At 39.5% G+C, this 22,050-nt stretch carries 22 protein-coding genes; 6 read left to right on the top strand and 16 right to left on the bottom strand.

Translation table 11 applies throughout. The features are described 5' to 3' along the window. Positions 1-147 precede the first annotated feature (147 nt). The 6 genes from IFO69_RS05935 to rpmB form a co-directional block, all read right to left on the bottom strand. Complete coding sequence (locus IFO69_RS05935) at positions 148-1,302, bottom strand: hypothetical protein (RefSeq protein ID WP_192009161.1); 1,155 nt, start codon at positions 1,300-1,302, stop codon at positions 148-150. Between the two features lie 23 nt (positions 1,303-1,325). Then, positions 1,326-2,441, bottom strand: a complete 1,116-nt coding sequence (locus tag IFO69_RS05940; protein ID WP_192009162.1) for a hypothetical protein — start codon at positions 2,439-2,441, stop codon at positions 1,326-1,328. A gap of 173 nt (positions 2,442-2,614) precedes the next feature. Next, complete coding sequence (gene ftsY / locus IFO69_RS05945; RefSeq protein ID WP_192009163.1) at positions 2,615-3,574, bottom strand: signal recognition particle-docking protein FtsY; 960 nt, start codon at positions 3,572-3,574, stop codon at positions 2,615-2,617. A 97-nt stretch (positions 3,575-3,671) separates the two neighbouring features. Continuing rightward, positions 3,672-3,824, bottom strand: a complete 153-nt coding sequence (locus IFO69_RS05950) for a DUF4295 domain-containing protein (protein ID WP_015264418.1) — start codon at positions 3,822-3,824, stop codon at positions 3,672-3,674. Between the two features lie 48 nt (positions 3,825-3,872). After that, positions 3,873-4,055: a 50S ribosomal protein L33 gene (gene rpmG, locus IFO69_RS05955; protein ID WP_192009164.1), complete on the bottom strand. Its 183-nt coding sequence runs from the start codon at positions 4,053-4,055 to the stop codon at positions 3,873-3,875. Between the two features lie 30 nt (positions 4,056-4,085). Continuing rightward, on the bottom strand, positions 4,086-4,328 hold the full coding sequence (gene rpmB / locus IFO69_RS05960; protein ID WP_015264420.1) for a 50S ribosomal protein L28: 243 nt from the start codon (positions 4,326-4,328) through the stop codon (positions 4,086-4,088). 255 nt (positions 4,329-4,583) lie between these two features. Here rpmB and rocD point away from each other — a divergent pair, with 255 nt between their 5' ends. From rocD to IFO69_RS05985, 5 genes are all read left to right on the top strand, one after another. Further along, positions 4,584-5,825 carry an ornithine--oxo-acid transaminase gene (rocD, locus tag IFO69_RS05965; RefSeq protein ID WP_192009165.1) on the top strand — a complete coding sequence of 414 codons (1,242 nt, stop codon included), beginning with the start codon at positions 4,584-4,586 and terminating at the stop codon, positions 5,823-5,825. A gap of 210 nt (positions 5,826-6,035) precedes the next feature. Continuing rightward, a complete protein-coding gene (gene hemB, locus IFO69_RS05970; protein WP_192009166.1) occupies positions 6,036-7,004 on the top strand; it encodes a porphobilinogen synthase in 969 nt (322 codons plus the stop codon). 532 nt (positions 7,005-7,536) lie between these two features. Next, complete coding sequence (locus tag IFO69_RS05975) at positions 7,537-8,847, top strand: ammonium transporter (RefSeq protein ID WP_192009167.1); 1,311 nt, start codon at positions 7,537-7,539, stop codon at positions 8,845-8,847. Positions 8,848-8,971: 124 nt separating this feature from the next. Then, positions 8,972-10,132, top strand: coding sequence for a porin (locus IFO69_RS05980; protein ID WP_192009168.1), 1,161 nt, complete (start codon positions 8,972-8,974; stop codon positions 10,130-10,132). A gap of 307 nt (positions 10,133-10,439) precedes the next feature. After that, a complete protein-coding gene (locus IFO69_RS05985) occupies positions 10,440-10,745 on the top strand; it encodes a hypothetical protein (RefSeq protein ID WP_192009169.1) in 306 nt (101 codons plus the stop codon). 63 nt (positions 10,746-10,808) lie between these two features. Here the strand turns inward: IFO69_RS05985 and IFO69_RS05990 are convergent, their stop codons facing one another. The 3 genes from IFO69_RS05990 to IFO69_RS06000 all read right to left on the bottom strand — a co-directional run bounded on the left by IFO69_RS05990 (position 10,809) and on the right by IFO69_RS06000 (position 14,578). Then, entirely contained in the window at positions 10,809-11,543 is a 735-nt protein-coding gene (locus IFO69_RS05990) for an RluA family pseudouridine synthase (RefSeq protein WP_192009170.1), read from the bottom strand. Between the two features lie 108 nt (positions 11,544-11,651). Further along, positions 11,652-13,232, bottom strand: coding sequence for a peptide chain release factor 3 (locus IFO69_RS05995; protein WP_192009171.1), 1,581 nt, complete (start codon positions 13,230-13,232; stop codon positions 11,652-11,654). A gap of 107 nt (positions 13,233-13,339) precedes the next feature. Beyond that, positions 13,340-14,578, bottom strand: a complete 1,239-nt coding sequence (locus tag IFO69_RS06000) for a sensor histidine kinase (RefSeq protein ID WP_192009172.1) — start codon at positions 14,576-14,578, stop codon at positions 13,340-13,342. Positions 14,579-14,737: 159 nt separating this feature from the next. Between IFO69_RS06000 and IFO69_RS06005 the strand changes: the two genes are divergently transcribed. Then, positions 14,738-15,208 (top strand): Dps family protein, encoded by a 471-nt coding sequence (locus tag IFO69_RS06005; RefSeq protein ID WP_192009173.1) that lies wholly within the window; start codon positions 14,738-14,740, stop codon positions 15,206-15,208. Between the two features lie 51 nt (positions 15,209-15,259). On the opposite strand, the gene IFO69_RS06010 is transcribed toward IFO69_RS06005, so the two are convergent. The 7 genes from IFO69_RS06010 to IFO69_RS06040 all read right to left on the bottom strand — a co-directional run bounded on the left by IFO69_RS06010 (position 15,260) and on the right by IFO69_RS06040 (position 22,014). Further along, a complete protein-coding gene (locus tag IFO69_RS06010; RefSeq protein WP_192009174.1) occupies positions 15,260-16,570 on the bottom strand; it encodes an ABC transporter permease in 1,311 nt (436 codons plus the stop codon). After that, positions 16,563-17,465: an ABC transporter ATP-binding protein gene (locus IFO69_RS06015; protein ID WP_192009175.1), complete on the bottom strand. Its 903-nt coding sequence runs from the start codon at positions 17,463-17,465 to the stop codon at positions 16,563-16,565. Before IFO69_RS06015 ends, IFO69_RS06010 begins: the two co-directional genes overlap by 8 nt. Before the next feature lie 83 nt (positions 17,466-17,548). After that, positions 17,549-18,418 (bottom strand): DUF4097 family beta strand repeat-containing protein, encoded by an 870-nt coding sequence (locus IFO69_RS06020; RefSeq protein WP_225444023.1) that lies wholly within the window; start codon positions 18,416-18,418, stop codon positions 17,549-17,551. Between the two features lie 119 nt (positions 18,419-18,537). Next, positions 18,538-19,653: a molecular chaperone DnaJ gene (gene dnaJ / locus IFO69_RS06025; RefSeq protein ID WP_192009177.1), complete on the bottom strand. Its 1,116-nt coding sequence runs from the start codon at positions 19,651-19,653 to the stop codon at positions 18,538-18,540. A 6-nt stretch (positions 19,654-19,659) separates the two neighbouring features. Beyond that, entirely contained in the window at positions 19,660-20,247 is a 588-nt protein-coding gene (locus IFO69_RS06030) for a nucleotide exchange factor GrpE (RefSeq protein WP_225444024.1), read from the bottom strand. A 109-nt stretch (positions 20,248-20,356) separates the two neighbouring features. Further along, on the bottom strand, positions 20,357-21,349 hold the full coding sequence (gene obgE / locus IFO69_RS06035; protein ID WP_192009179.1) for a GTPase ObgE: 993 nt from the start codon (positions 21,347-21,349) through the stop codon (positions 20,357-20,359). Between the two features lie 92 nt (positions 21,350-21,441). Continuing rightward, entirely contained in the window at positions 21,442-22,014 is a 573-nt protein-coding gene (locus tag IFO69_RS06040) for an adenylate kinase (protein ID WP_192009180.1), read from the bottom strand. Between the last annotated feature and the right edge of the window lie 36 nt (positions 22,015-22,050).

Consider the following 22,050-nt stretch of genomic DNA (forward strand, 5'->3'; position numbering starts at 1 on the left):
TCATAACGACACATTTTCTAGCGTAGGTAAATAAATATCTACTTTTGGTACTCGTACAGCAAACGATAATTTTTTCAACTCCTTGCTTTACTTTTTAAAGAGGCGCTGATGGGAATCAGCGTCTTTTTATTTGCTGTATATTTCGATTCATTCTTCTATCAGTTCCAACAAATAAAAAGTCTCAAAATCCTCTTCTTGACCAAAGTAATATTTATTCTTCGAAGCCATTATTTTTCCATCTGGCATCACAGCTTTGATCATTTTAGCCTCTAAAGGCAGTGCAACACTCTTATCAACCAAATTATGCTCCTTATCCAATACTGCAATATAATAGGGATTTACCTCTCGAGACTTTAAAGGATCATTTACTAATTCCTCATTATATTCTGTATTTCTAATACCATTTCTATAAACCACAATAATATTATTTCCGAAGCTGTCTGAGAACTGCACATCTCCAGGGCGCATTTCTTTATAATTACTATCCCAATCGAAGGATTTTTGACTTTCTGAAGGAATGGCACTTACAAACTTATCGCTTCCAAAACTGACAGATTCCACAAAAGACAGGGTCTTTCCCTTAATTTCATAAACATATAATACCGGCTCATTTCCCAATAGCAAATAAATAAAATTATCATTTCTAGTGACATTTGGATAAAGAGGACCAAAATATTGATCTACTTTATACTTACTGGACTGAGGAATTGGAAGAACGGGGTTTAAATTCCCATTTTTTAAGTCAATAAAATCCAAGTAGTATTCCCTGTATTCCTCACTTCGTCCTCCTGAGATTTGACCTAATAAAAGATCATCTGAAACCTTAAAAATTTTCTTCTTTTGATTCCAATTATGAAACTCAATTGTAAATGGAAGAGCAATATCTTTAACATGCGTCCCATTTTTTTCAAAGACTGATAGTTTTCCAAAGTTATTGGCCACCAATAGCTTTCCCTCTTCATAAAACCCTAAAGAAACTGGGCTGTTGATGGGATGTGGATTATCCCCTCCCCTTGAGTACAACTCATGAATTTCACCAGATTGATCAAAAATAATCAGTTCTTCAGTTTTAAAGTTAAAACCAAGAATTTCTCCACTCATTACATCAATGTCGGTAATTTCAAGCTCCCCTCGATAATCTAAACGAATAGAGTCCACAATTTCCAAATGATAACGCTTCTCTGCCCCTTCAGTCAAAGCTACATCTTCTACTTTTTGCTTACAAGAATTCATCCCCCATACCCCAAGTGTACCAAAAAGAACCATTGAACTTAATCTTGACACACTTCTTATAATTGCCATTGCACTTAAAAAACTTTGAATAATCATATTTCAATTAATTTACATTTATAAAAAACACTGTAATCATTCTCTTTTTGTTCGTAGTCCAGATCAAACCACAAATACTGCCGTTCTTGTACCAAAGACAACACTCCCAAGGGATCAGGAACTTGAATATCGTGACTGAACTTGTTTCCCTCTAAGACTTGAAAATGGGTTTTATTCAGTTGAGCAATTTTCTGAAAAAACACTTCCATTTCATCCTTATGCTGTTCTTGCAACGATTTCACTTCATCCAATGGCAACCCTTCTGAATATTTTATAAGGAACAAACTGTCTGTCAAAACATCTAACGACTGAATCCCTCCGAAATAAAACTGGGTTATGTCAAATTCGAAGTCTGTCTTGTCGGCCTCAATTCCTTTTGCCTCCACAAAATTCTCAATAGGCAAATCAACGGACCAAGCAGGTTCTTCCCATTCACCTTCCTTATACCCATATAATCTTGACTCATTACTAAATGTGACGAAAAGCATATCTTCTTCACTTGCCAAAATAGGCCTGACATAAACATCATGAAACAATAGCTGATCACTGGAAAACTTGCTTTTGGCAGGAAATGGCACAATCGGAATAAACTTCCCTGATGAAATATCCAAGTACTCCAACTGTCTGGACTTAAGTTGGTGTTCAATGGACACTCCCAGGTCATTGTACCGGCCCTGCAGTATCGAGACAAACCCTTTCTTCATCGCCACTGTATTTTTGGCCGATGGAACGATAAAACGGTAAGAAGCTTCAAAGTCTGGCTCAAAGTGATGAAGCAGATCACCTTTTAAACTGTATTGAAACTGACCTTTATTTGAGCTCAATAAAAAAGACTCATTATCTATAAAAACGGGCTTTCCTGTATGGTAATTTCCATATTTCCCAGGACCTTCCCCTTTCAGAACAAACATTCCAATGACCTGGCCTTGATCTGAAAAAGTCACAAACTTTGAAGCGACCTGATCATACGCCAAAAAACACCTTCCGTTCGGAGAAACATCTTGCAATGCCAGTTTGCCGATGTAATCCACCACAATAGAGTCAAACAACTCCAATTCAAAATTATTTTCCTGCAGATGGGAAAGACCTTCACTTTTTTTTCCGCAGGACATTAAAAATGTTAGGATTAGAAAAATAGAACAGGCTAAACGGTGAAACATAAACGAAAACATTAGTAAGCAACCGAATCTATGAAATCCTTAAAATATTACAAAGAAAAATCCAGTTCAAAAAAAATCCCCGAAGCGGATACTCCGAGGATTTCATCTATAACGTAGGTTTACTTTTACTGTTTTTGTTTGAACAAGGAATCTACAAACTCTGTTCGATTAAAAATCTGTAGATCAGTCATTTTTTCACCGACCCCAATATACTTTACTGGAATTTTGAACTGATCTGAAATTCCAATAACAACACCTCCTTTGGCAGTACCGTCTAATTTGGTAATGGCCAGAGCATTGATCTCGGTAGCCTTGGTAAACTCTTTGGCTTGGATAAAGGCATTTTGTCCCGTCGATCCGTCCAACACCAATAAAATTTCATGAGGGGCATCATCAATGAACTTTTGCATTACTCTCTTGATCTTGCTCAACTCATTCATCAAATTCACCTTGGTATGAAGCCTTCCTGCTGTATCCACGATCACCACATCCGCCTCCATTTCTACTGCTTTCTTGACCGTGTCAAACGCAACAGAAGCAGGGTCTGCATTCATCCCATGGGAAATAACTGGAACACCAACTCTTTCACCCCACAAGATCAATTGATCCACCGCAGCAGCGCGGAAAGTATCCGCAGCACCTAGCACGACTGATTTCCCTGCAGACTTAAACTGGTGCGCCAACTTACCGATAGTGGTGGTTTTCCCCACACCGTTCACCCCCACCACCATGATCACATAAGGCTTTTTATCTTTGGGTAATTCAAAATTGGTAAGGTCCTCTAAGTTACTTTCCTCAAGCAAACCTACGATTTCCTCCCTTAAAATTTTATCCAGCTCAGCAGTATTGACATACTTATCTCTTGCCACTCGCTCCTCTATTCGTTGGATGACTTTGATAGTTGTGTCTACACCCACATCAGATGTGATCAGCACCTCTTCCAGCTCATCCAGTACCTCATCATCTACTTTGGACTTACCAATAACAGCTTTGCCCAGTTTTGAAAAGAGATTTTCACTGGTTTTTTGAAGGCCTTTGTCCAGGCTCTCCTTTTTATCTTTAGAAAAAAATCCAAAAATTCCCATAGTCTTTAACAAATTAGACCTGAATATAATCATAAAATCCCTCCCGAATTCAATCGAGAGGGATTATCCTTTTTGCATTACGATTAAAGCAAGGCAATTATTTTGCAAGGGTATCCTTCACCTCAGTGGTGGGTACCATCTCTTCTCTGAAAGTGTATGCTCCGGTTTTCTCAGACTTAACTGCCTTGATCACCTTTGCGTATGTTACACCACCTTCTTTTTTCAGGGTTGCTACTACTTTCTTAGCCATATCTTTTAGGTTTTATTGTCAAGCCTAAGGCCTAACAGTTCCTCAAAATTATTTAATTTCTTTATGAACCGTTACTTTCTTAAGGATTGGGTTATATTTCTTAAGTTCCAATCTCTCAGTAGTGTTCTTACGGTTTTTAGTTGTGATATATCTTGAAGTGCCTGGAACACCACTTGTTTTGTGCTCTGTACATTCCAAAATCACTTGAACTCTGTTTCCTTTCTTAGCCATCGCTCTATCTATTTATTGATTCGGAAATGATTATTTAATGATAATGTGTCCTTCTGCCTGAGCTTCTTTCAAAACAGCGCTGATGCCTTTCTTATTGATAGTTCTCAATGCTTTTGAAGAAACCTTCAACGTGATCCAAGCATCCTCTTCTGGCACGTAGAAACTTTTCTTGTGCAAGTTAGGATAAAACTTACGCTTGGTCTTGTTGTTCGCGTGCGATACATTATTACCTACTCGAGGTCTTTTACCGGTGATGTCACAAACTTTTGCCATGATATATGATCGTAATTTTTAAGACGTTTTTCTAATTGAGTTTGCAAATATCGGAAGTTTTCGGGAATAACCAAAAGAGCTGCCAAAAATTATTCGCTAAATGATTGCTATTCATTGAACTTACCATATTCCTTTCAATCTATTGATCTGAAATGGCACTATGGCAACTTTTTTGCTCCACTTCTTATATCTAAAGGCTTTTCCTATATTTGATTATATAAGAAAACCCAAATATACAACAAAAAAATTAAGGTTATGATTGAATCCATTACATCCAGCAAACAAGCTATCGATTTAGAAAACAAGTACGGTGCTCACAATTACCACCCACTGCCTGTAGTATTATCTAAAGGAGAGGGGGTATACATGTGGGATGTAGAAGGAAAAAAATATTACGACTTTTTATCTTCATACTCAGCTGTCAACCAAGGTCACTGCCACCCAAGGATAATGGAAACATTGGTAGAACAGGCAGGAACTCTCACCCTTACTTCCAGGGCATTCCACAATGATGTACTTGGGCCATTTGAAAAGTTCCTCAGCGAATACTTCGGCTATGACAAAGTATTGCCCATGAACACCGGTGCGGAAGGTGTCGAAACAGCTATTAAAATCGCAAGAAAATGGGGCTATGAGAAGAAAGGAATCCCTGAAAACCAAGGAACCATCATCGTAGCTGAAAACAATTTTCACGGAAGAACCACCACTGTCATTTCCTTTTCCAATGACGAAAATGCAAGAAAGAATTTTGGACCATATACCCCTGGCTTTATTTCAATTCCTTACGATGATACCGAAGCACTTGAGGAAGTACTCAAAACACATGACAATATCATTGGCTACTTGGTTGAACCCATTCAAGGAGAAGCCGGTGTATACGTCCCCAAAGATGGTTATCTAAAAGAAGTTTCTAGGATATGTAAAAAGCACGGTGTTTTATTTATAGCTGACGAAATCCAGACAGGAATAGCCAGAACCGGCAAAATACTTGCCTGCGATCATGAAGAAGTAAAACCTGACATGTTGATTTTAGGAAAAGCTATCTCAGGAGGCTTCTATCCAGTCTCAGCAGTATTGGCTGATGACAAGATAATGGAAGTGATTTTGCCAGGCCAACACGGGTCAACATTTGGAGGAAACCCATTGGGAGCCAAGGTCGCCATGACTGCATTGAATGTGGTCAAAGATGAAAGGCTAGCTGAAAATGCGGAAAAACTAGGTGAATTATTCAGAGCTAGAATCCAAAAGTTGGTGGATAAGTCTCCATTTGTAAAACTTGTTAGAGGAAAAGGTCTATTAAATGCAGTTGTCATTAACGACTCAGAAGATAGCGAAACGGCCTGGAACATTTGCCTTGCCCTTAAAGAGAATGGACTATTGGCTAAGCCTACTCATGGAAACATTATCAGATTTGCCCCGCCTTTGGTTATCACAGAAGAACAAATCCACGAGTGTTGTGACATCATTGAAAAGACCATCTCTGAATTCAAACATTAACAATGACGGTAGATTGTTCAGAAGCCCAGCGCTATTAAAAGTGCTGGGCTTTATTATTGAATGCAACAAAACAAAACCTCCCCTCACTACTTCCCCGACCTAAATGCTAACACCTTATACTATAATTGGACATCAGTAACCTATTACCCTACTCTATAAGACCACAGTTTTTCTTAAATTTGCGCTACACTAATTAAAGCACTTCCCCTTATGTATAGAAGACCAAGAAGAAATCGAAAATCACCAGTCATCCGAAGCATGATTGAAGAAACAAGGCTTTCTGTGAAAGATTTCATCTTTCCAATATTCGTAATCGAAGGAAATAACAAAAAAGAAGAAGTCTCTTCTATGCCAGGAATTTACAGGCATTCCATAGACCTTCTTTTAAAAGAGATTGAAGAATGCATGAACCTTGGCATCAAAGCATTTGACATTTTTCCTGCCTACCCTGAAGACAAAAAGGACAAATACGCTTCTGAAAGCTATAATCCGGAGACATTCTATCTTCAAGCTATCCACCAGGTCAAAAGCGCATTCCCAGAAGCATGCATCATGACAGATGTTGCTATGGACCCGTATAGCTCTGATGGACATGACGGAATCGTTGAAAATGGCAAAATCCTCAATGATGAAACCTTGGATATTTTGGGAAAGATGGCAGTGGCCCAAGCTCAAGCAGGCGCTGACATCATCGGCCCTTCTGACATGATGGATGGACGAGTCGCCTACCTTAGAGAGTCTTTGGACATTGCAGGATTCAAAGAAACCTCCATCATGTCCTACACTGCCAAATATGCCAGTGCTTTTTACAACCCATTTAGAGATGCATTGGACTCAGCCCCTAAAGCAGGCGACAAAAAAACCTACCAAATGGACCCGGCCAATCTTAACGAAGCCCTAATAGAAGCAGAACTGGACGAACTCGAGGGAGCTGACTTCCTAATGGTTAAACCAGCTTTGGCTTATCTTGACGTCATCAAACTCCTTAAAGAAAACTCACAACTCCCGATAGCCGCTTACAATGTCAGCGGAGAATACTCCATGATCAAAGCAGCCGGAGAAAAGGGCTGGTTGGACAGTGAAAAAGTCATGCTCGAATCCCTGCTAAGTATAAAGCGAGCTGGCGCAAGCATTATATTAAGCTACTTTGCCAAGGAATTTGCCCAACTGGTCAAATAATATCCAATACAAGACTTAGTCAGCTTCAAAGCCAATCATTCCTCAAATGATTGGCTTTTTTAGTTTTTGCATGAAATCCTAACCACTTCCCCACCATTTTTCATGTTTTTCTACAGAACCGGTTATCCTAAACACCAACAACATCAAATTCCTTCCTACAAAAATAAATACTGAAAAAGGACCAATAACCAATATTTCCACACCTCACCACTACTTTATATTGCAATTAGAATAAAAAATAGAATTTTTTCCTACACCACCGTATACGGCAACACATTTTACTGCCATTACGGCTAATCCATTACAAAAAATTTCAAAAATTATTATGGTTACAAAAAACACCTGCAATTTCAATTTTCACAACATTTTTAACTTTTTAAGATACTAAACAGCCCTTATATATCTTCATTTATGAATTATTATCAATTATTGGTTTGTTTTTTTACATAAAAAATATTTACCTTTAGAATATTATAAATTCACTAACCCATAAAAAATTTCGAAAAATAAGTCTATCTAAACATTCAACTTTATGAAATGGAGTTTTAACGACCTAGCCCAGGTAAGTACAGAAGCCCTGACTCAGGGAGCAGATTTAACTGCTGACATCACCCAAAACTTACTAACAACAAACAATGTGTGGATGATGCTATCCACAGCCCTCGTATTCATTATGCACCTTGGTTTTGCAGGTGTAGAAGCCGGATTTGGCCAAGCCAAAAACACAGTTAACATTCTTTTCAAGAATACTGTCACCCCAATCATTGGATTAATGACCTACGCGCTTTGTGGGTTCTTTTTAATGTACCCAGGTTTTGACGTGCCAGGATGGTTTGGGTTTGACGGAGCAGGCTGGAGCATGTTCTGGTTTTCTCCTGCAGATGCAGACGTAACTGCTGGTTATGCTGATGGTGGCTATACTTATTGGACAGACTTCTTGTTCCAAGCCATGTTTGCCGCCACTGCCGCTACTATCGTATCGGGTGCCATTGCCGAAAGGGTAAAACTTTGGGCCTACCTTCTTTTTACAGTAATCTATGTAGGTATAGTATACCCTATCATCGGAAGCTGGAAATGGGGCGGAGGAGTTCTTGACGATTGGGGCTTCTATGATTTTGCTGGATCTACACTTGTCCACTCTGTTGGTGGCTGGGGAGCTCTCGCGGGGGTAATCCTTGTAGGCCCTCGTATTGGTAAATATGTAAATGGCAAAACTGTTGATAAACCAGGAGCCAGTGTTCCATTAGCTGTAATAGGTGTCTTCTTACTATGGTTAGGATGGTTCGGCTTTAACGGTGGATCTGTTCTTTCTGCCGACCCTGCTTTGGTTTCATTTGTATTGGTAACGACTTGTCTTGCTGCTTGTGCAGGTGGACTAGGAGGCTTCCTTGCTGGATATTTTGTATTCAAAAGACTAGACCTTGGCATGGTACTGAACGGTATCTTAGCGGGTTTAGTAGGCATCACTGCAGGTGCTGATGTAATCAACCCGGGGCCAGCCATCATTGTAGGCTTTGTAGCAGGAATTCTTGTAGTACTTTCAGCTGTATTCCTTGACAAATTAAAACTTGACGACGTCGTTGGTGCTGTATCTGTCCACTTGACTTGCGGAATATGGGGAACACTTGCTGTAGGTATTTTTTCTACCAACCCTGACCATTCCTTCATCACTCAATTGACAGGAGTAGTTATCTGCGGAGTTACTGCCTTTATTTGTGCCTTTGTCATCTTCTACCTATTGAAAGTTACAGTAGGCATCAGAGTATCTGAAGAACATGAAAAAACTGGCTTGGATTCTCACGAGCACGGTATCAGAGGATACACGATCGTTTACGACGAATAAAAAACATACCACAACCACTATACAACCAAAAGACCCTGCCCAAAGAAAAAACGCCAATCTCTTCTGCTTGGGCAGGGTTAATTTACCAGCTAATCCTAACAATCAACTAATAATCTAAAGTAAAATGAAAAAACTTCAACTACTAATTGTATTACTCTTTCTAGGCTCTTTTACCACAGTAATGGCCCAAGATTTATCAAAAGTAAGTATTTCTGGATCTGTTGACGCCTATTATAGAACTAACTTTGGCGCTCCTAACAAGGGAGAAAATGCCCAAGCCCCCGCCACATCTTTTGCCAACCTTCCTGGATTTGCACTTGGCATGGCCAACATTATCGCTGCCTATGAAGGAGAAAAAGTAGGATTTGTAGCTGACTTGGTTTTTGGACCTAGAGGTGAAGATGCTGTATTTGGCTCTCCCATGTATGCTGGCGGAATGGCCGGAAGCTCCCAAATTGTCAATCAATTATACATGTACTGGAATGTAAGCGACGGAGTAACATTAACCATGGGTAACTTCAACACCTTTTTGGGTTACGAAGTAATCTCCCCAACGGCTAACTTTAACTACTCTACTTCTTACATGTTCTCGTATGGACCTTTCTCTCACACTGGCCTAAAAGCAGACTTTGCCCTTTCTGACAACTGGTCATTTATGGCTGCGGTGATGAACCCTACAGACATGACTGAATTTAACCTTACAGGTACTTATACTGTAGGCGCTCAATTAGGATACACCAATGATAACGGAGGAACTTGGTTAAACATGGTTTATGGCGACCAAGATGGTAAATTGGATGAAGACTATCCTATCGCAGCAGGTGACATGTCCGCTGGTACTACTTTCCAAATTGACCTTACTACTGGCTATGACGTTTCCGAAACAGTATACGTTGGTTTGAATGCCACCTACAACACGACTGCAGCAGGAGAATCCTATAACGGAAGCAGCATCTCTGATGTGGACGGCGATGGCGCAGGCTTCTATGGTGTAGCTGGATACCTACAAGCTTCTACTTCAGAAAAATTTGCAGTTGGATTAAGAGGTGAGTACTTCAATGTTTTCAACAGCGGCCTTGACGGCGTAGTTGGATTAGATGATGCTGGAGACGGAAGTGTATTTGCGGTAACCTTATCTGGAAATGCAAAAATTACGGAAAACTTTACATTGATCCCAGAAGTAAGACTGGACTCAATGTCTGAAGAAGAGTTCTTCTTAAACAATGACTTGGCAGGATCTAAAAGCTTGTCATCTTTCTTACTAGCAGCCGTATTCTCTTTCTAATTTTTTTCTGACAAACTGAAATTTTTCTAAAAAAACCACGCGCTTTGCAAAAAGCCGTGGTTTTCTTCTTTTTACACTAAATCACTTTTGAACGGGTCTACCCAAACCCTACTTTAAGATCAAAACCTGTAATTATCACAAATTCACCCATCTCTAAAAACTAAAAAATTATCATATAATTAAAATACCAAGCTATAAATTTCATTATTGACATTAAAACCACATTAAAATAGCGATTTATTTGAAACCTTTTAATCTCATATTCGATATATGAAGTGTTGTCAGAAAAAACTAAAACACGAATACGATGGTTAAAATTGCAATGATGGTAGCAGCAGGATTCTTTGGCATGGAAGCCTATGAAGCAAAAGCTCAAGAATTCCACGAAATCAAAGGGCCAAAAGCCAAAAACTATAAGCCCTGGAAAGAGAAAGCAAGAAACGGAATTTTGACTGTTGATTTGAGCAAGCCTGATATCAAGGGACCTGCTTACAAACAACTCAAATCTTGGGAAAAAACATCTGAAAAGGTAACAGTCAACATGGACTTGCAGCCAATCAGTAGACCCAAAGGACCGAAAGCCAAAAATCAAAAACCTTGGGACAAGAATTAACTTTCCCTCATTACGTTTGTCAGAAAACCGGAAGGCTATCAATATGATAGCCTTCATTTGTTATTAGCCGCTAAAGCTATTGTCTATATGTTGATCTTTGGCTTTTACTTTTTCAAAATCCAAATATTGCTCCCAAAAAGGCTCTTCCGGCAATGCCGCCCGTAAGTATAGCTTTTCTTTTTTTACTGGATGAATAAACACCAAGTGGAAAGCATGTAAGTTTATACTTGCATCTGGATTAGGTTTGGCAAAACCATACCTTAAATCACCCCTGATCGGACAGCCCATAGAAGCCAACTGAACCCGAATCTGATGCGGCCTTCCCGTCACTGGCCTCACCTCCAACAACCAATGGTCATTAAGCTTTCCAAGCCTTTTGTAGGTCAATTCCGCTCGCTTCGAACCTGGTTCCTCATGATCATAGGCTTGGGTAACATTACGCTTCTCATCCTTGACCAGATAGTGTGTCAATTTCCCCGCCTCTTCCTTTGGCCTTTTCTTCACAACAGCCCAGTAAACTTTATGAATATCCCGTTTTTTGAAAAGAACCATCATTCTTTCGAGCGCTTTCGAAGTTCTTGCAAAAACCACCAACCCACTCACCGGCCTGTCCAGCCGATGCACCGGATGCAGAAACACAGCACCTGGCTTATCATACTTTTCAGCAATGTAATCCTTGCAATAATCAGTTAGGTTTTTGTCACCTGTATGGTCTCCTTGCACCAAAATTCCTGCTCGTTTGTTGACCACTAACAAGTGATTATCTTCATACACAACAGTAAAAGGTTTCTTTGCCATATTCAATTTCTTTATTGATGCTAAGTTAGGAAAAGATGAAAAACTAAATTTTCATCGAAATATGCAAAAAGGGCAGCTTAAGCTACCCTTGAACATTAATATTTACTTCTAAAACTCGGACGTAAAATGGAATGAGATATCTGGGTAATTATCTTGAACCATTTGAAGCCAAGCCCTGGACTCAGCCATAAAAACGAGCTTTCCGTCTTTATCATGAGCTATATGCCTGTTCTTGGACCTTACAAACTCATCCAATTGCTTCTTATCGGTACTACTGATCCAACAAGCCTTATACAAGTTCATGGGAGCAAACTCCACTGTGGCATTATATTCATTCTTCAACCTAAACTGAATCACCTCAAACTGAAGCTGCCCAACTGTTCCCACAACCTTTCTAGACCCCATATCAAAGGTAAATAACTGAGCTACACCTTCCTCCATAAGCTGTTTCAACCCCTTTTCCAGCTGCTTGGTTTTCATCGCATCCTTATTGATGACTTCTCTGAAAATCTCAGGAGAGAAGCTTGGGATCCCTTTAAAAGTTAAGTTCTCACCATCAGTCAAAGAGTCCCCTATTTTAAGGTTTCCTGTATCATACAAACCTACAATATCACCAGGAAATGCTTGATCGATGATTTCTTTATCCTGTGCCATAAATGAGGTCACATTGGAAAACCTCAAAGGCTTGGTTCCCCTTACATGGTTGTATGGCTTGTTACGCTCAAATTTCCCAGAGCAGATTCTTAAAAAGGCAATCCTGTTCCTGTGATTGGGATCCATATTGGCATGGATCTTAAACACAAAACCACTAAACTTATCCTCACTTGGCAAAACCTCTCTTTCTTCAGTAACACGACTCTTTGGGATCGGGGCAATGTCAATAAAAGTATCCAACATCTCCTTTACACCAAAGTTATTCACTGCAGACCCAAAGAAAACAGGTGCCACTTGGCCAGAAAGATAATCTTCCTTATTGAATTCAGGATAAACCCCTTCCACCAACTCCACATCTTCTCTAAGTTGATTCGCATTGGACTCCCCTACCAAGTCTTCCAATTTACTGTCTTCCAAATCCTCAATAGCCACAATCTCATCCGAAAGTTTTCTTTGGGAAGGAGTAAACAAATTAAGGGATTTGTTATATAGGTTATAAACTCCACGGAAGGTTTTACCCATTGATATTGGCCAGGACAAAGGACGAACTTTGATATTCAATTTACTCTCTACTTCATCAAGTAAATCGTAAGGATCTCTTCCTTCCCTGTCAAGCTTATTGATAAAACAAATTACCGGAGTATTCCTCATTCGGCAAACCTCCATCAACTTCTCGGTCTGAATCTCCACACCTTTCACACAATCGATTACCATGATCACACTGTCCACTGCAGTCAATGTTCGATAGGTATCCTCAGCAAAATCCTGGTGACCAGGCGTATCCAACAAGTTGATTTTAATGCCACGATACTCAAACCCCATAACAGAGGTCGCTACAGAGATACCTCTCTGCTTTTCTATCTCCATCCAATCCGACTTGGCATGGGTATCGATCTTATTTGATTTTACCGCTCCAGCAGTCTTGATCGCACCACCAAAAAGCAATAACTTCTCAGTCAGTGTGGTCTTTCCCGCATCGGGGTGGGATATAATTCCAAAAGTTCTTCTTTTTTGAATCTCTTTGGTCAAACTCATCTTCTTCAGGCTCCTTTATTTGCAAGATGCAAAGGTAGCTTTTTATCTCGAAAGTTGGAAAGTAATCCTGAGCCTGACTTAAGAAAGCCATCCATCAAGATTGATATTTATCCAATAAATGGATCTTGATTGACCTTAAACTCCTCCGCACTTTCTTGAGTACCTCTCAGGACAATTCTAAAAGTGGTTCCCTTGCCCACTTCAGACTGATAAACAAAAATACGCCCTCTATGATACCCTTCTATAATTCTCTTGGCCAAGGTCAAGCCTAAGCCCCAGCCTCGTTTACGGGTAGTAAAACCAGGGTTAAAAACTTTTTTGAACATACTCTTATCAATCCCCTTACCCGTATCTGAAATATCAACATACACAAACTGTTCGCTCTCTTTGACAATGTTGATTTCAATAGCTCCCTGACCTTTCATGGCGTCTACTGCATTCTTACAGATATTCTCGACCACCCATTCAAACAGGGATTTATTCATCATAGCCTCCACTTCTTCCGCATGGGTATTGAGTGTTATGCTCACCTTACTGGATATTCGTGGCCTCAAATAACTGACTGCTTCCTCTACAACCTGATAAATATTTTCCTGCTTGATTACGGGTGCACTGCCAATATTACTAAAACGCTCCGTAACCATCCTGAGCTTGGACACATCTTTATCCAATTCTACGATCACCTCTTTGTTCTCGTCCCATACTGGGGAATTTTTAAGATAATCAATCCATGCCATCAATGAGGCAATCGGTGTCCCCAGCTGATGAGCTGTTTCTTTTGTAAGTCCAGCCCATACACGATTTTGCTCAGCAATTTTTGACTGGTTAAACACTGCAAAAGCCAAGACTCCAAACACCAAAATAACTGAAAGCTGTACATAAGGATAATACTTCAGCCTGGTCAATAACTCCGAATTGGTATAATAAAGGAATTGATTTTCTACTATCTGAATAGGCTCATAATCCATCTTCATTCTCAATACCTCAGCACGTAGCTTTTTATCTATATCTTCTTCCGTGGCATTATTTTTAAACTTAATATTCCTGTATTGCCCTGTAGGATTGCCAAATGCATCTGCTACAATCACCGGAATATTATGGTTTTCCTGAATGATTCCTTGATGAATAAAAGTGAGGTTATCAGAATTATTGGCCACATATTCCATGGCATTGGCATAGAGCGTAATTTGCTTTGTCTCCCTTTCTTTTAATTCACTTACTAAAGTATTGGTATAATAAATAGACCCCACACTAATGATGAGCGACGCTATAAAAATAATCCACTTTACCTTACCCCTATTTTGGTACAAATCCAGCGTTGCCAGATCCTGAATTCGGTTCTTCATTATCTCTTTTTCAATCAATCTCCGGTAAACTTTCCGATTCCTATATAACTGGTTATTTTGATAGATATTATCTATCAAACATAGAAATATAGTGTTTGACACCTGCGCTATAATCCCGTAAATTCGAATATAATTTTAAAAAAACAAAACATAAAAGGAATGGCAACTAACGAAATAGGATTAAAAATAAAAGACAGCAAGGTATTGGTCGAGAAATTGAACAACTTATTGGCCAATTATGAAATATACTATCAAAACTTAAGGAACTTTCACTGGAATGTATCCGGACCTAACTTTTTCGAACTGCATGCAAAATTTGAAGAATTGTACAACGAGGCAACTGTAGCCATTGACGAAACAGCAGAAAGAATTTTGACCTTGGGAGAAAGACCATTGAGCTCTTTTTCAGAATATATCAAGGCATCCAATATTGAGGAAGCTAAAGAAATCACTGATCCCAAAAAGATGGTCGAAACAGTAAGAGATAATTTGAACACTTTACTTTCGTTGGAAAGGGATACCTTGGAAGCGGCTTCTGCTCAAGGTGATGAAGGCTCTGTAACCCTAATGAGTGATTATATCACTTCAAAAGAGAAAGTGATCTGGATGTTATCAGCATACTTAAGATAAAACGAATAAGGGCGATCTGATGATCGCCCTTATTCGTTTTATCAATTCCTCTTAATTGCTCTGCTTGATCCATTTCCAAAGTGTCTTATAGCTCACTTTAGTCCCATGAACCAAAATGCCGATCCTATAAATTTTTGCTGCTACCCATGTGGTAAACAAAAATCCTGCAATCAAGGCAACCATCGATATCACCAAATCAAAAGCCGGTATCCCAAAACTAGCCCTACCCACCATGGCTATAGGTGCAGTAAACGGAATAACGGACAGCCAAAATGAAATATTACTATTAGGATCATCCAGGATAAACACAAACAAAGCAAAATAACTGGCTATTAAAGGAATCGTCACTGGAAACATGAACTGCTGTGCATCAGACGGAGAATCCACAGCAGCGCCAATGGCCGCGAAGAAAGCACCATATAACAGATAACCTCCTAAGAAATAAAACAAAAAGGTCAATACGAGCTGCACAAAGTCTATTCCTTGAATGACCTGCATAATTTGGGCAATATCACTGGAATTGGCCAATGTCTGTGCAGCTTCTGGGTTGGCCATTTCCAACGCCTGTTGCTGGGGCATTTGCATGCCAAAATACCCCATCACTACTGTAGAAATTGTAGAAATCAAAACAATCCAAATCAAAAACTGCGTCAAACCGACAGCTCCTATACCAATGATCTTACCAAGCATCAACTGAAAAGGCTTGATGGAAGAAACCAATATTTCAATGATCCTACTGGATTTTTCTTCTATTACCCCTTGCATAATCTGGGTTCCATAGACAAAAATAAAGGTATAGATCAAGATCCCTAAGAAGAACCCCAAACCATAATTCACTCCAGCATTGGACAGTTTTTCCTCCCCGCTCTCTTCCAGTGTCACAGACTGTATCGAAACATTCGTCCTTACTTCACTGATCACTTTCGGATCAATCCCCGTATCAAATAACCTAATCTCTTCAATCTTTCTTTTTAGCTCCCTCTCCAAGTGACTCACCAATCCCATACTTGGGTTTTTCTCGGAATAATAAACTATTCCTTTCGGATTTTTTATGTCAACCTGAGGAATATAGAGAAACCCATAGCGCTTTCCTTCTTGGACCATAGCCTTGGCTTCATCCACTGGCAATTTTGAATAGGAAAAAGCATATTGACCATTGCTTTCTAAAAAAAATCGGCCACTATCATCCACCACTTCGATGATTTTCAAAGCCTCGCCTCCTTCATCACTCAGCGAAATCCAAAGAAATATTCCAAGGATTGCCGGAAATACCAAAGGAGTAATCAAAGTAGCAAGTAAGAAAGATTTCTTCCTCACCCTAGCCAAGTACTCTCTCTTTATGACCAAAAAGACCTTATTCATATTCGCTTTCTTTTACTTTTTGAATAAAAATTTCCTCAATAGAAGGGATTTTCTCTGAAAAACTAACCACTTCCCCATAGCCCATTAACTCCTTCAGCAAGTCATTTGGAGCATCATCCCCCAGTGAAACATCAAACCTGACCATACCTGCCATTTCTATTGCTCCAGTAAACTTCTCAGGAAGCGGTTGGTGAACAGCCCTTAATTTCACTTCAAAAGTATTGGACCTTGCCTCATCCTTAACTTGATGAACTGGACCATCCAAAACCTTATGAGACTTATTGATCATCGCAATATGATCGCATAGAAGCTCAACTGATTCCATTCTATGGGTACTCAGCATCACTGTAGTGCCCTTTTCCTTCAACTCCAAAATCACATTCTTAATAATCTCCGCATTGACTGGGTCAAAACCAGAAAAAGGTTCATCAAGTATAAGAATCTCAGGATCATGTATTACGGTAGAAATGAACTGGATCTTTTGGGCCATTCCTTTAGAAAGGTCTTCTATTTTTTTGTCTACCCAAGCTGTTATTTCCAGCTTCTCTAGCCAATATTTCACTTTACCCTTTGCAGCATGGCTGGAAAGCCCTTTCAGCTGGGCAAAATACAAAAGTTGCTCACCCACCTTCATTCTTTTATACAGTCCCCTTTCCTCTGGTAAATAACCAATGCTCTTGATGTGTTTGGGAGCTAAAAGTTCTCCATTCACGCTGACATTACCTGAGTCAGCATCAATAATTTGATTCACGATCCGAATCAAAGTCGTTTTACCTGCACCATTAGGACCAAGGAGACCAAAGATGCAACCTTTCGGCACAACTAAGTCTACATCAGTCAAGGCAGATTGGGCCCCATATTTTTTATGAAGCCCTTCAATTTTAAGAATATCCAAAATGATTACTGTTTAAAAACTGAGGCTACTAAACAACAAAAATAAACGGTAAACATTAATAGCCAAGACAATAAGCCGAAAGCTTATTTTAAAATGAGAGAACCTACTGATACATCAATTTCAAAAGTGATCAAATCCGATGCATTTTCCTCATATCCCTTACTGGCATATACTTTTTCACCCATGTCGAAAAGATAATTGGGCAAACTCGTTCTACACATGGCTGTGGATTTTATTTTTACCAAATAAGGATATTGTGGGGAAGGCAATTTAATATATACAGAACCAGCTCCTACTGTCGTAGATATATTACAAGGCTTTTTTCTTTGGGAAACTTCATCAAAATCAAGATTGATCTTACCATAATTAACGTCAAAGATCAGGTAATCGGCATTGGCATGGGCAACATTTACTCCTTCCACAGTCCCCATATTTACTTTGACCATCATGGTATCCATCTCAATAGGGTTGGATGACTTTCCCATATAATTCAATGCAACATCAGCAGTAGCGGTCTTAATTTTGCAACGTTTTACCTTCAGGTTAGACAGGTCTACGGTTGCTTTTCCAATCCCAAAATGAAAGTTCAAATCATATATATAGCTATCGCTAAGACCAACCTCCCAAGTATGATCAAAGTCACCTTCACTGGTAGCAAATAGTTTAGAAGAAAGATTTTTGCCAAAACTTTCATTTTCGACATTATTATGATTGAGGTTGGCGTGCAATACCCTGTTCTCAATATTATATTCAAAATCGGGGAGAATATTAACTTTTGACAAATGAGAGTGAATCATCACTGCCTTGGAAGAATACATTTTGTTGACTTGCGAAACTCCTTTATAGGAAGTAAAGTTTAATTGCACCAAATCAAACCCACTTTTCTCTTCAACCGTAAACTCTTTCACAATCTGGGCTTTCACCATAAAGGTTACCCCTAAAGCAAAAAACATTAATAAGCACAATTTATTCAACATACGAATAAATTACGGGACGATAGGTAAAAGGTTGGCTTTAGGCAAAAAAAAGCCGGAAAAATTTCCGGCTTTTAAATATATGTCATTTTTGACTCCTAAAAGAACTCTTTCATCTTGTCAAAAAAGGTCTTTTCAGACTTCCCAGGGTCAGGAATAAAGTTCTCTGAAGCTCTCAAAGACTCCAACTTTTCCCTTTCCTCTTTCGTCAACTGTTTTGGTGTCCAAACATTCACATGGATCAATTGATCTCCACGACCATAGCCATTTAAGTCCTTCACACCTTTTCCTTTCAATCGTAGAATCTTGCCACTCTGTGTTCCTGGATCCAATTTGATCTTCACCTTTCCATCAATTGTAGGAACTTCGATCTGCGCCCCAAGAGCCGCATCTATAAAGCTGGTATAAAGATCATAGACTACATTGTTCCCATCTCTTTGAAGAATTTCATCTTCTACCTCCTCGATTACAATCAAAAGATCACCTGCCACTCCTCCTGGAACTTCGTTACCTTTTCCAGAAAGACTCAACTGCATACCGTCAGCCACACCACCTGGAATATTGATTGGTATAACTTCTTCTTTCAAGACCAAACCTCTAGCATCGGCATGATCAGGTTTCTTGTCAATAATCTGACCGCTTCCACCACAGGCTGGGCAGGCACTGGCTGACACCATTTGTCCAAGCATCGTGTTGACTACCTTCTTCACCTGACCAGAACCTTGGCAGGTTGAGCAAGTTTTGAAAGAAACACCATCCGCTACGATATGACGTTTTACCTTAATTTTCTTCTCTACGCCATTGGCTACCTCCTTAAGATTGACTTTAAGTTTAACACGAAGATTGGTTCCTTTTCTTACCCTTCTTCCACCACGGCTTCCACCGCCAAAGAACGATTCAAATCCACCTCCACCGCCGAAGATGTCTCCAAATTGAGAGAAAATATCATCCATGTTCATCCCAGCACCTCCACCGAAACCACCATTTCCACTCATGCCTTGATGGCCAAAACGGTCATAGCGCTCTTTCTTCTCAGCATTGCTGAGCACTTCATATGCTTCAGCAGCTTCTTTGAATTTCTCCTCAGCAGCTTTGTCGTCAGGGTTTTTATCTGGGTGATACTTCAATGCCATCTTTCGATAGGCCTTTTTTATCTCATCCGCACTAGCATCTTTAGACACTCCTAATACTTCGTAATAGTCTCTTTTTGCCATAATTTCTTAAGATCCAATGACTACCTTGGCATACCTTACTACTTTGTCACCAAGCATATAGCCTTTTTCCACCACATCAATTACTTTTCCTTTCATCTCTTCTGAAGGAGCTGGAATCTGGGTAATAGCCTCTTGTGTATCAGCATCAAAATTATTCCCAATCAAATCCTTCATTGGAACCAAACCTTTCGATTCCAAAATCTTGATCAACTTATTATAAATCAACAAGCTACCTTCCAAAGACTTCTCGTTTCCTTCAGCTTTTTCTTCAGCCTTGATCGCTCTTTCGAAATCATCCACAGCAGGAATCAAATCTTTCAAAACACCTTCAGAGGCAGTTTTGATTAAGTCCAATCGTTCCTTGGAAGTTCTCCTCCTGTAGTTTTCAAATTCCGAGTAAAGCCTTAAATATTTATCTTTCAGTTCCTGGTTTTCCGCTTGAAGCTTCTGCTCAACTGACAATTCTTCAGAGCTGCCATTTTCTCCCTTTACTTGTTCACTTGATGCTTCTTGATTTTCAGCACTTTTGTCATTATTGATCTCCTGATCTTGTGCTTCCACCTGCTCTTCAGCGGCTAATTTCTCCTTGTTCATATTTTCTCTTGATAAATTATCTTTTTCTGCCATATGAAAACATAATTCTCATTTTCCCTATTTTCGATATCAATATGTTTGCCACTCTGTTTTTCCTGACAAACTGACATTACGATATAATGGCATTATAAACCAGATCCTTCAGTTTATCCAAATTATATTGGCTTACCGAAGAAATAAATATATGGGGTACACCTTTTGGCAAATCACCTTTCATCTCCTCCATCAATTCTTCATCCAACATATCTGCTTTGGATATGGCCAAAATTCGGTTCTTGTCCAACAATTCAGGATTATACTCTTTGAGTTCCTTCAAAAGGATCTCATATTGCTCTTTAATGCTATCAGCATCAGCAGGCACCAAGAACAAAAGTATTGAGTTTCGCTCAATATGCCTTAAAAAACGTAGTCCCAAACCTTTCCCTTCAGCAGCCCCTTCTATAATCCCAGGAATATCTGCCATCACAAATGACCTATCATCCCGATAACTTACTACTCCCAAATTAGGTACCAATGTAGTAAATGGGTAGTCACCTATTTCTGGCTTGGCAGCTGAAATACTGGAAAGCAAAGTGGATTTCCCTGCATTAGGAAAACCAACCAATCCAACATCAGCCAAAAGCTTTAATTCAAGAATAATCCATTCTTCTATTCCTTCCTCACCAGGCTGAGCATAGCGTGGAGCTTGATTGGTAGATGTCTTGAAATGATCATTGCCCAATCCTCCCATACCACCTTTTGTAAGAATGATTTCTTGGCCATCCTCAGTGATTTCAAACCTTACTTCTTTGGTCTCTGCATCTTTGGCCACAGTACCCAATGGCACTTCCAAAATGATATCCTCACCATCCTTACCTTTTCTTCTTCCTCCTTCACCACCTTTGCCGTTTTGGGCGATGACATGCTTTTTATACTTGAGGTGGAGCAAAGTCCAAAGTTGGGCATTACCTCTTAAGATAATATGTCCTCCTCTACCTCCGTCACCTCCATCAGGACCTCCCTTGGGAACGTGCTTCTCTCTCCTGAAGTGAGCAGAACCGGCTCCTCCAGCTCCTGAACGAGAACAAAACTTTACGTAATCTATAAAATTCGAATCTGCCACGACTTATTGATTATATCTTGAAACAAAATTGGCTAAGAATAATTCTTAGCCAATGATTTAAATCTTCACAAAGGTACAATTTATTTTTGGTATTAATACTGATCGATTACGTCACATATTTTACCGAAAATCACTTCAATACCTCCCACCCCATGAATGGTAGAAAGTTTACCTTGACTCTTATAGTAACTGGCTACAGGCAGCGTTTCCTCTTTGTAAACCTGAATACGTGTATTGATTTTTTCCTCGTCCTGGTCGTCCACCCTACCAGAGGTTTTTCCTCTGTGCCTAATTCTTTCTTTTAATTCTTCTTCCGGCACATCCAAGGCGATCATACCAGAAATGGAAAAGCCTTTCTCTTCCAACAATTGATCCAAGGCTTCCGCCTGGGCTACGGTCCTAGGAAAACCATCCAAAATGAACCCTTTGGCACCTACGGTACTTTTGATTTTATCATCTACCATACCAATCACTACTTCATCAGGGACCAATCTTCCTTCATCCATATATTTTCTCGCCAATTTTCCCAGATCAGTTCCTTCACCAAGATGCTTCCTAAACAAATCTCCTGTGGAGATATGCTCTAAGCTATATTTAGCAATCAGTTTTTCACTTTGTGTTCCTTTGCCTGCACCTGGAGGTCCAAATAAAACAATGTTTAGCATGACATGAAAATTGTTTGTTCAGTTAAACCAGCCTAG

It is taken from the genome of Echinicola arenosa, assembly GCF_014841125.1.
GTDB lineage: Bacteria > Bacteroidota > Bacteroidia > Cytophagales > Cyclobacteriaceae > Echinicola > Echinicola arenosa.

What these genes read in the sequence shown, in the direction of transcription:
- IFO69_RS06000 (WP_192009172.1), bottom strand. Translation starts at nt 14,578, where the DNA reads ATGAAGAACCGAATTCAGGATCTGGCAACGCTGGATTTGTACCAAAAT.
- rpmG (WP_192009164.1), bottom strand. Translation starts at nt 4,055, where the DNA reads ATGGCTAAGAAAGGAAACAGAGTTCAAGTGATTTTGGAATGTACAGAG.
- rocD (WP_192009165.1), top strand. Translation starts at nt 4,584, where the DNA reads ATGATTGAATCCATTACATCCAGCAAACAAGCTATCGATTTAGAAAAC.
- ftsY (WP_192009163.1), bottom strand. Translation starts at nt 3,574, where the DNA reads ATGGGAATTTTTGGATTTTTTTCTAAAGATAAAAAGGAGAGCCTGGAC.
- IFO69_RS06010 (WP_192009174.1), bottom strand. Translation starts at nt 16,570, where the DNA reads ATGAATAAGGTCTTTTTGGTCATAAAGAGAGAGTACTTGGCTAGGGTG.
- dnaJ (WP_192009177.1), bottom strand. Translation starts at nt 19,653, where the DNA reads ATGGCAAAAAGAGACTATTACGAAGTATTAGGAGTGTCTAAAGATGCT.
- IFO69_RS05950 (WP_015264418.1), bottom strand. Translation starts at nt 3,824, where the DNA reads ATGGCTAAGAAAGTAGTAGCAACCCTGAAAAAAGAAGGTGGTGTAACA.
- rpmB (WP_015264420.1), bottom strand. Translation starts at nt 4,328, where the DNA reads ATGGCAAAAGTTTGTGACATCACCGGTAAAAGACCTCGAGTAGGTAAT.
- IFO69_RS05985 (WP_192009169.1), top strand. Translation starts at nt 10,440, where the DNA reads ATGGTTAAAATTGCAATGATGGTAGCAGCAGGATTCTTTGGCATGGAA.
- IFO69_RS05995 (WP_192009171.1), bottom strand. Translation starts at nt 13,232, where the DNA reads ATGAGTTTGACCAAAGAGATTCAAAAAAGAAGAACTTTTGGAATTATA.
- IFO69_RS05990 (WP_192009170.1), bottom strand. Translation starts at nt 11,543, where the DNA reads ATGGCAAAGAAACCTTTTACTGTTGTGTATGAAGATAATCACTTGTTA.
- hemB (WP_192009166.1), top strand. Translation starts at nt 6,036, where the DNA reads ATGTATAGAAGACCAAGAAGAAATCGAAAATCACCAGTCATCCGAAGC.
- IFO69_RS05980 (WP_192009168.1), top strand. Translation starts at nt 8,972, where the DNA reads ATGAAAAAACTTCAACTACTAATTGTATTACTCTTTCTAGGCTCTTTT.
- IFO69_RS05935 (WP_192009161.1), bottom strand. Translation starts at nt 1,302, where the DNA reads ATGGCAATTATAAGAAGTGTGTCAAGATTAAGTTCAATGGTTCTTTTT.
- IFO69_RS06030 (WP_225444024.1), bottom strand. Translation starts at nt 20,247, where the DNA reads ATGAACAAGGAGAAATTAGCCGCTGAAGAGCAGGTGGAAGCACAAGAT.
- IFO69_RS06040 (WP_192009180.1), bottom strand. Translation starts at nt 22,014, where the DNA reads ATGCTAAACATTGTTTTATTTGGACCTCCAGGTGCAGGCAAAGGAACA.
- IFO69_RS05940 (WP_192009162.1), bottom strand. Translation starts at nt 2,441, where the DNA reads ATGTCCTGCGGAAAAAAAAGTGAAGGTCTTTCCCATCTGCAGGAAAAT.
- IFO69_RS06020 (WP_225444023.1), bottom strand. Translation starts at nt 18,418, where the DNA reads ATGTTTTTTGCTTTAGGGGTAACCTTTATGGTGAAAGCCCAGATTGTG.
- IFO69_RS06005 (WP_192009173.1), top strand. Translation starts at nt 14,738, where the DNA reads ATGGCAACTAACGAAATAGGATTAAAAATAAAAGACAGCAAGGTATTG.
- IFO69_RS05975 (WP_192009167.1), top strand. Translation starts at nt 7,537, where the DNA reads ATGAAATGGAGTTTTAACGACCTAGCCCAGGTAAGTACAGAAGCCCTG.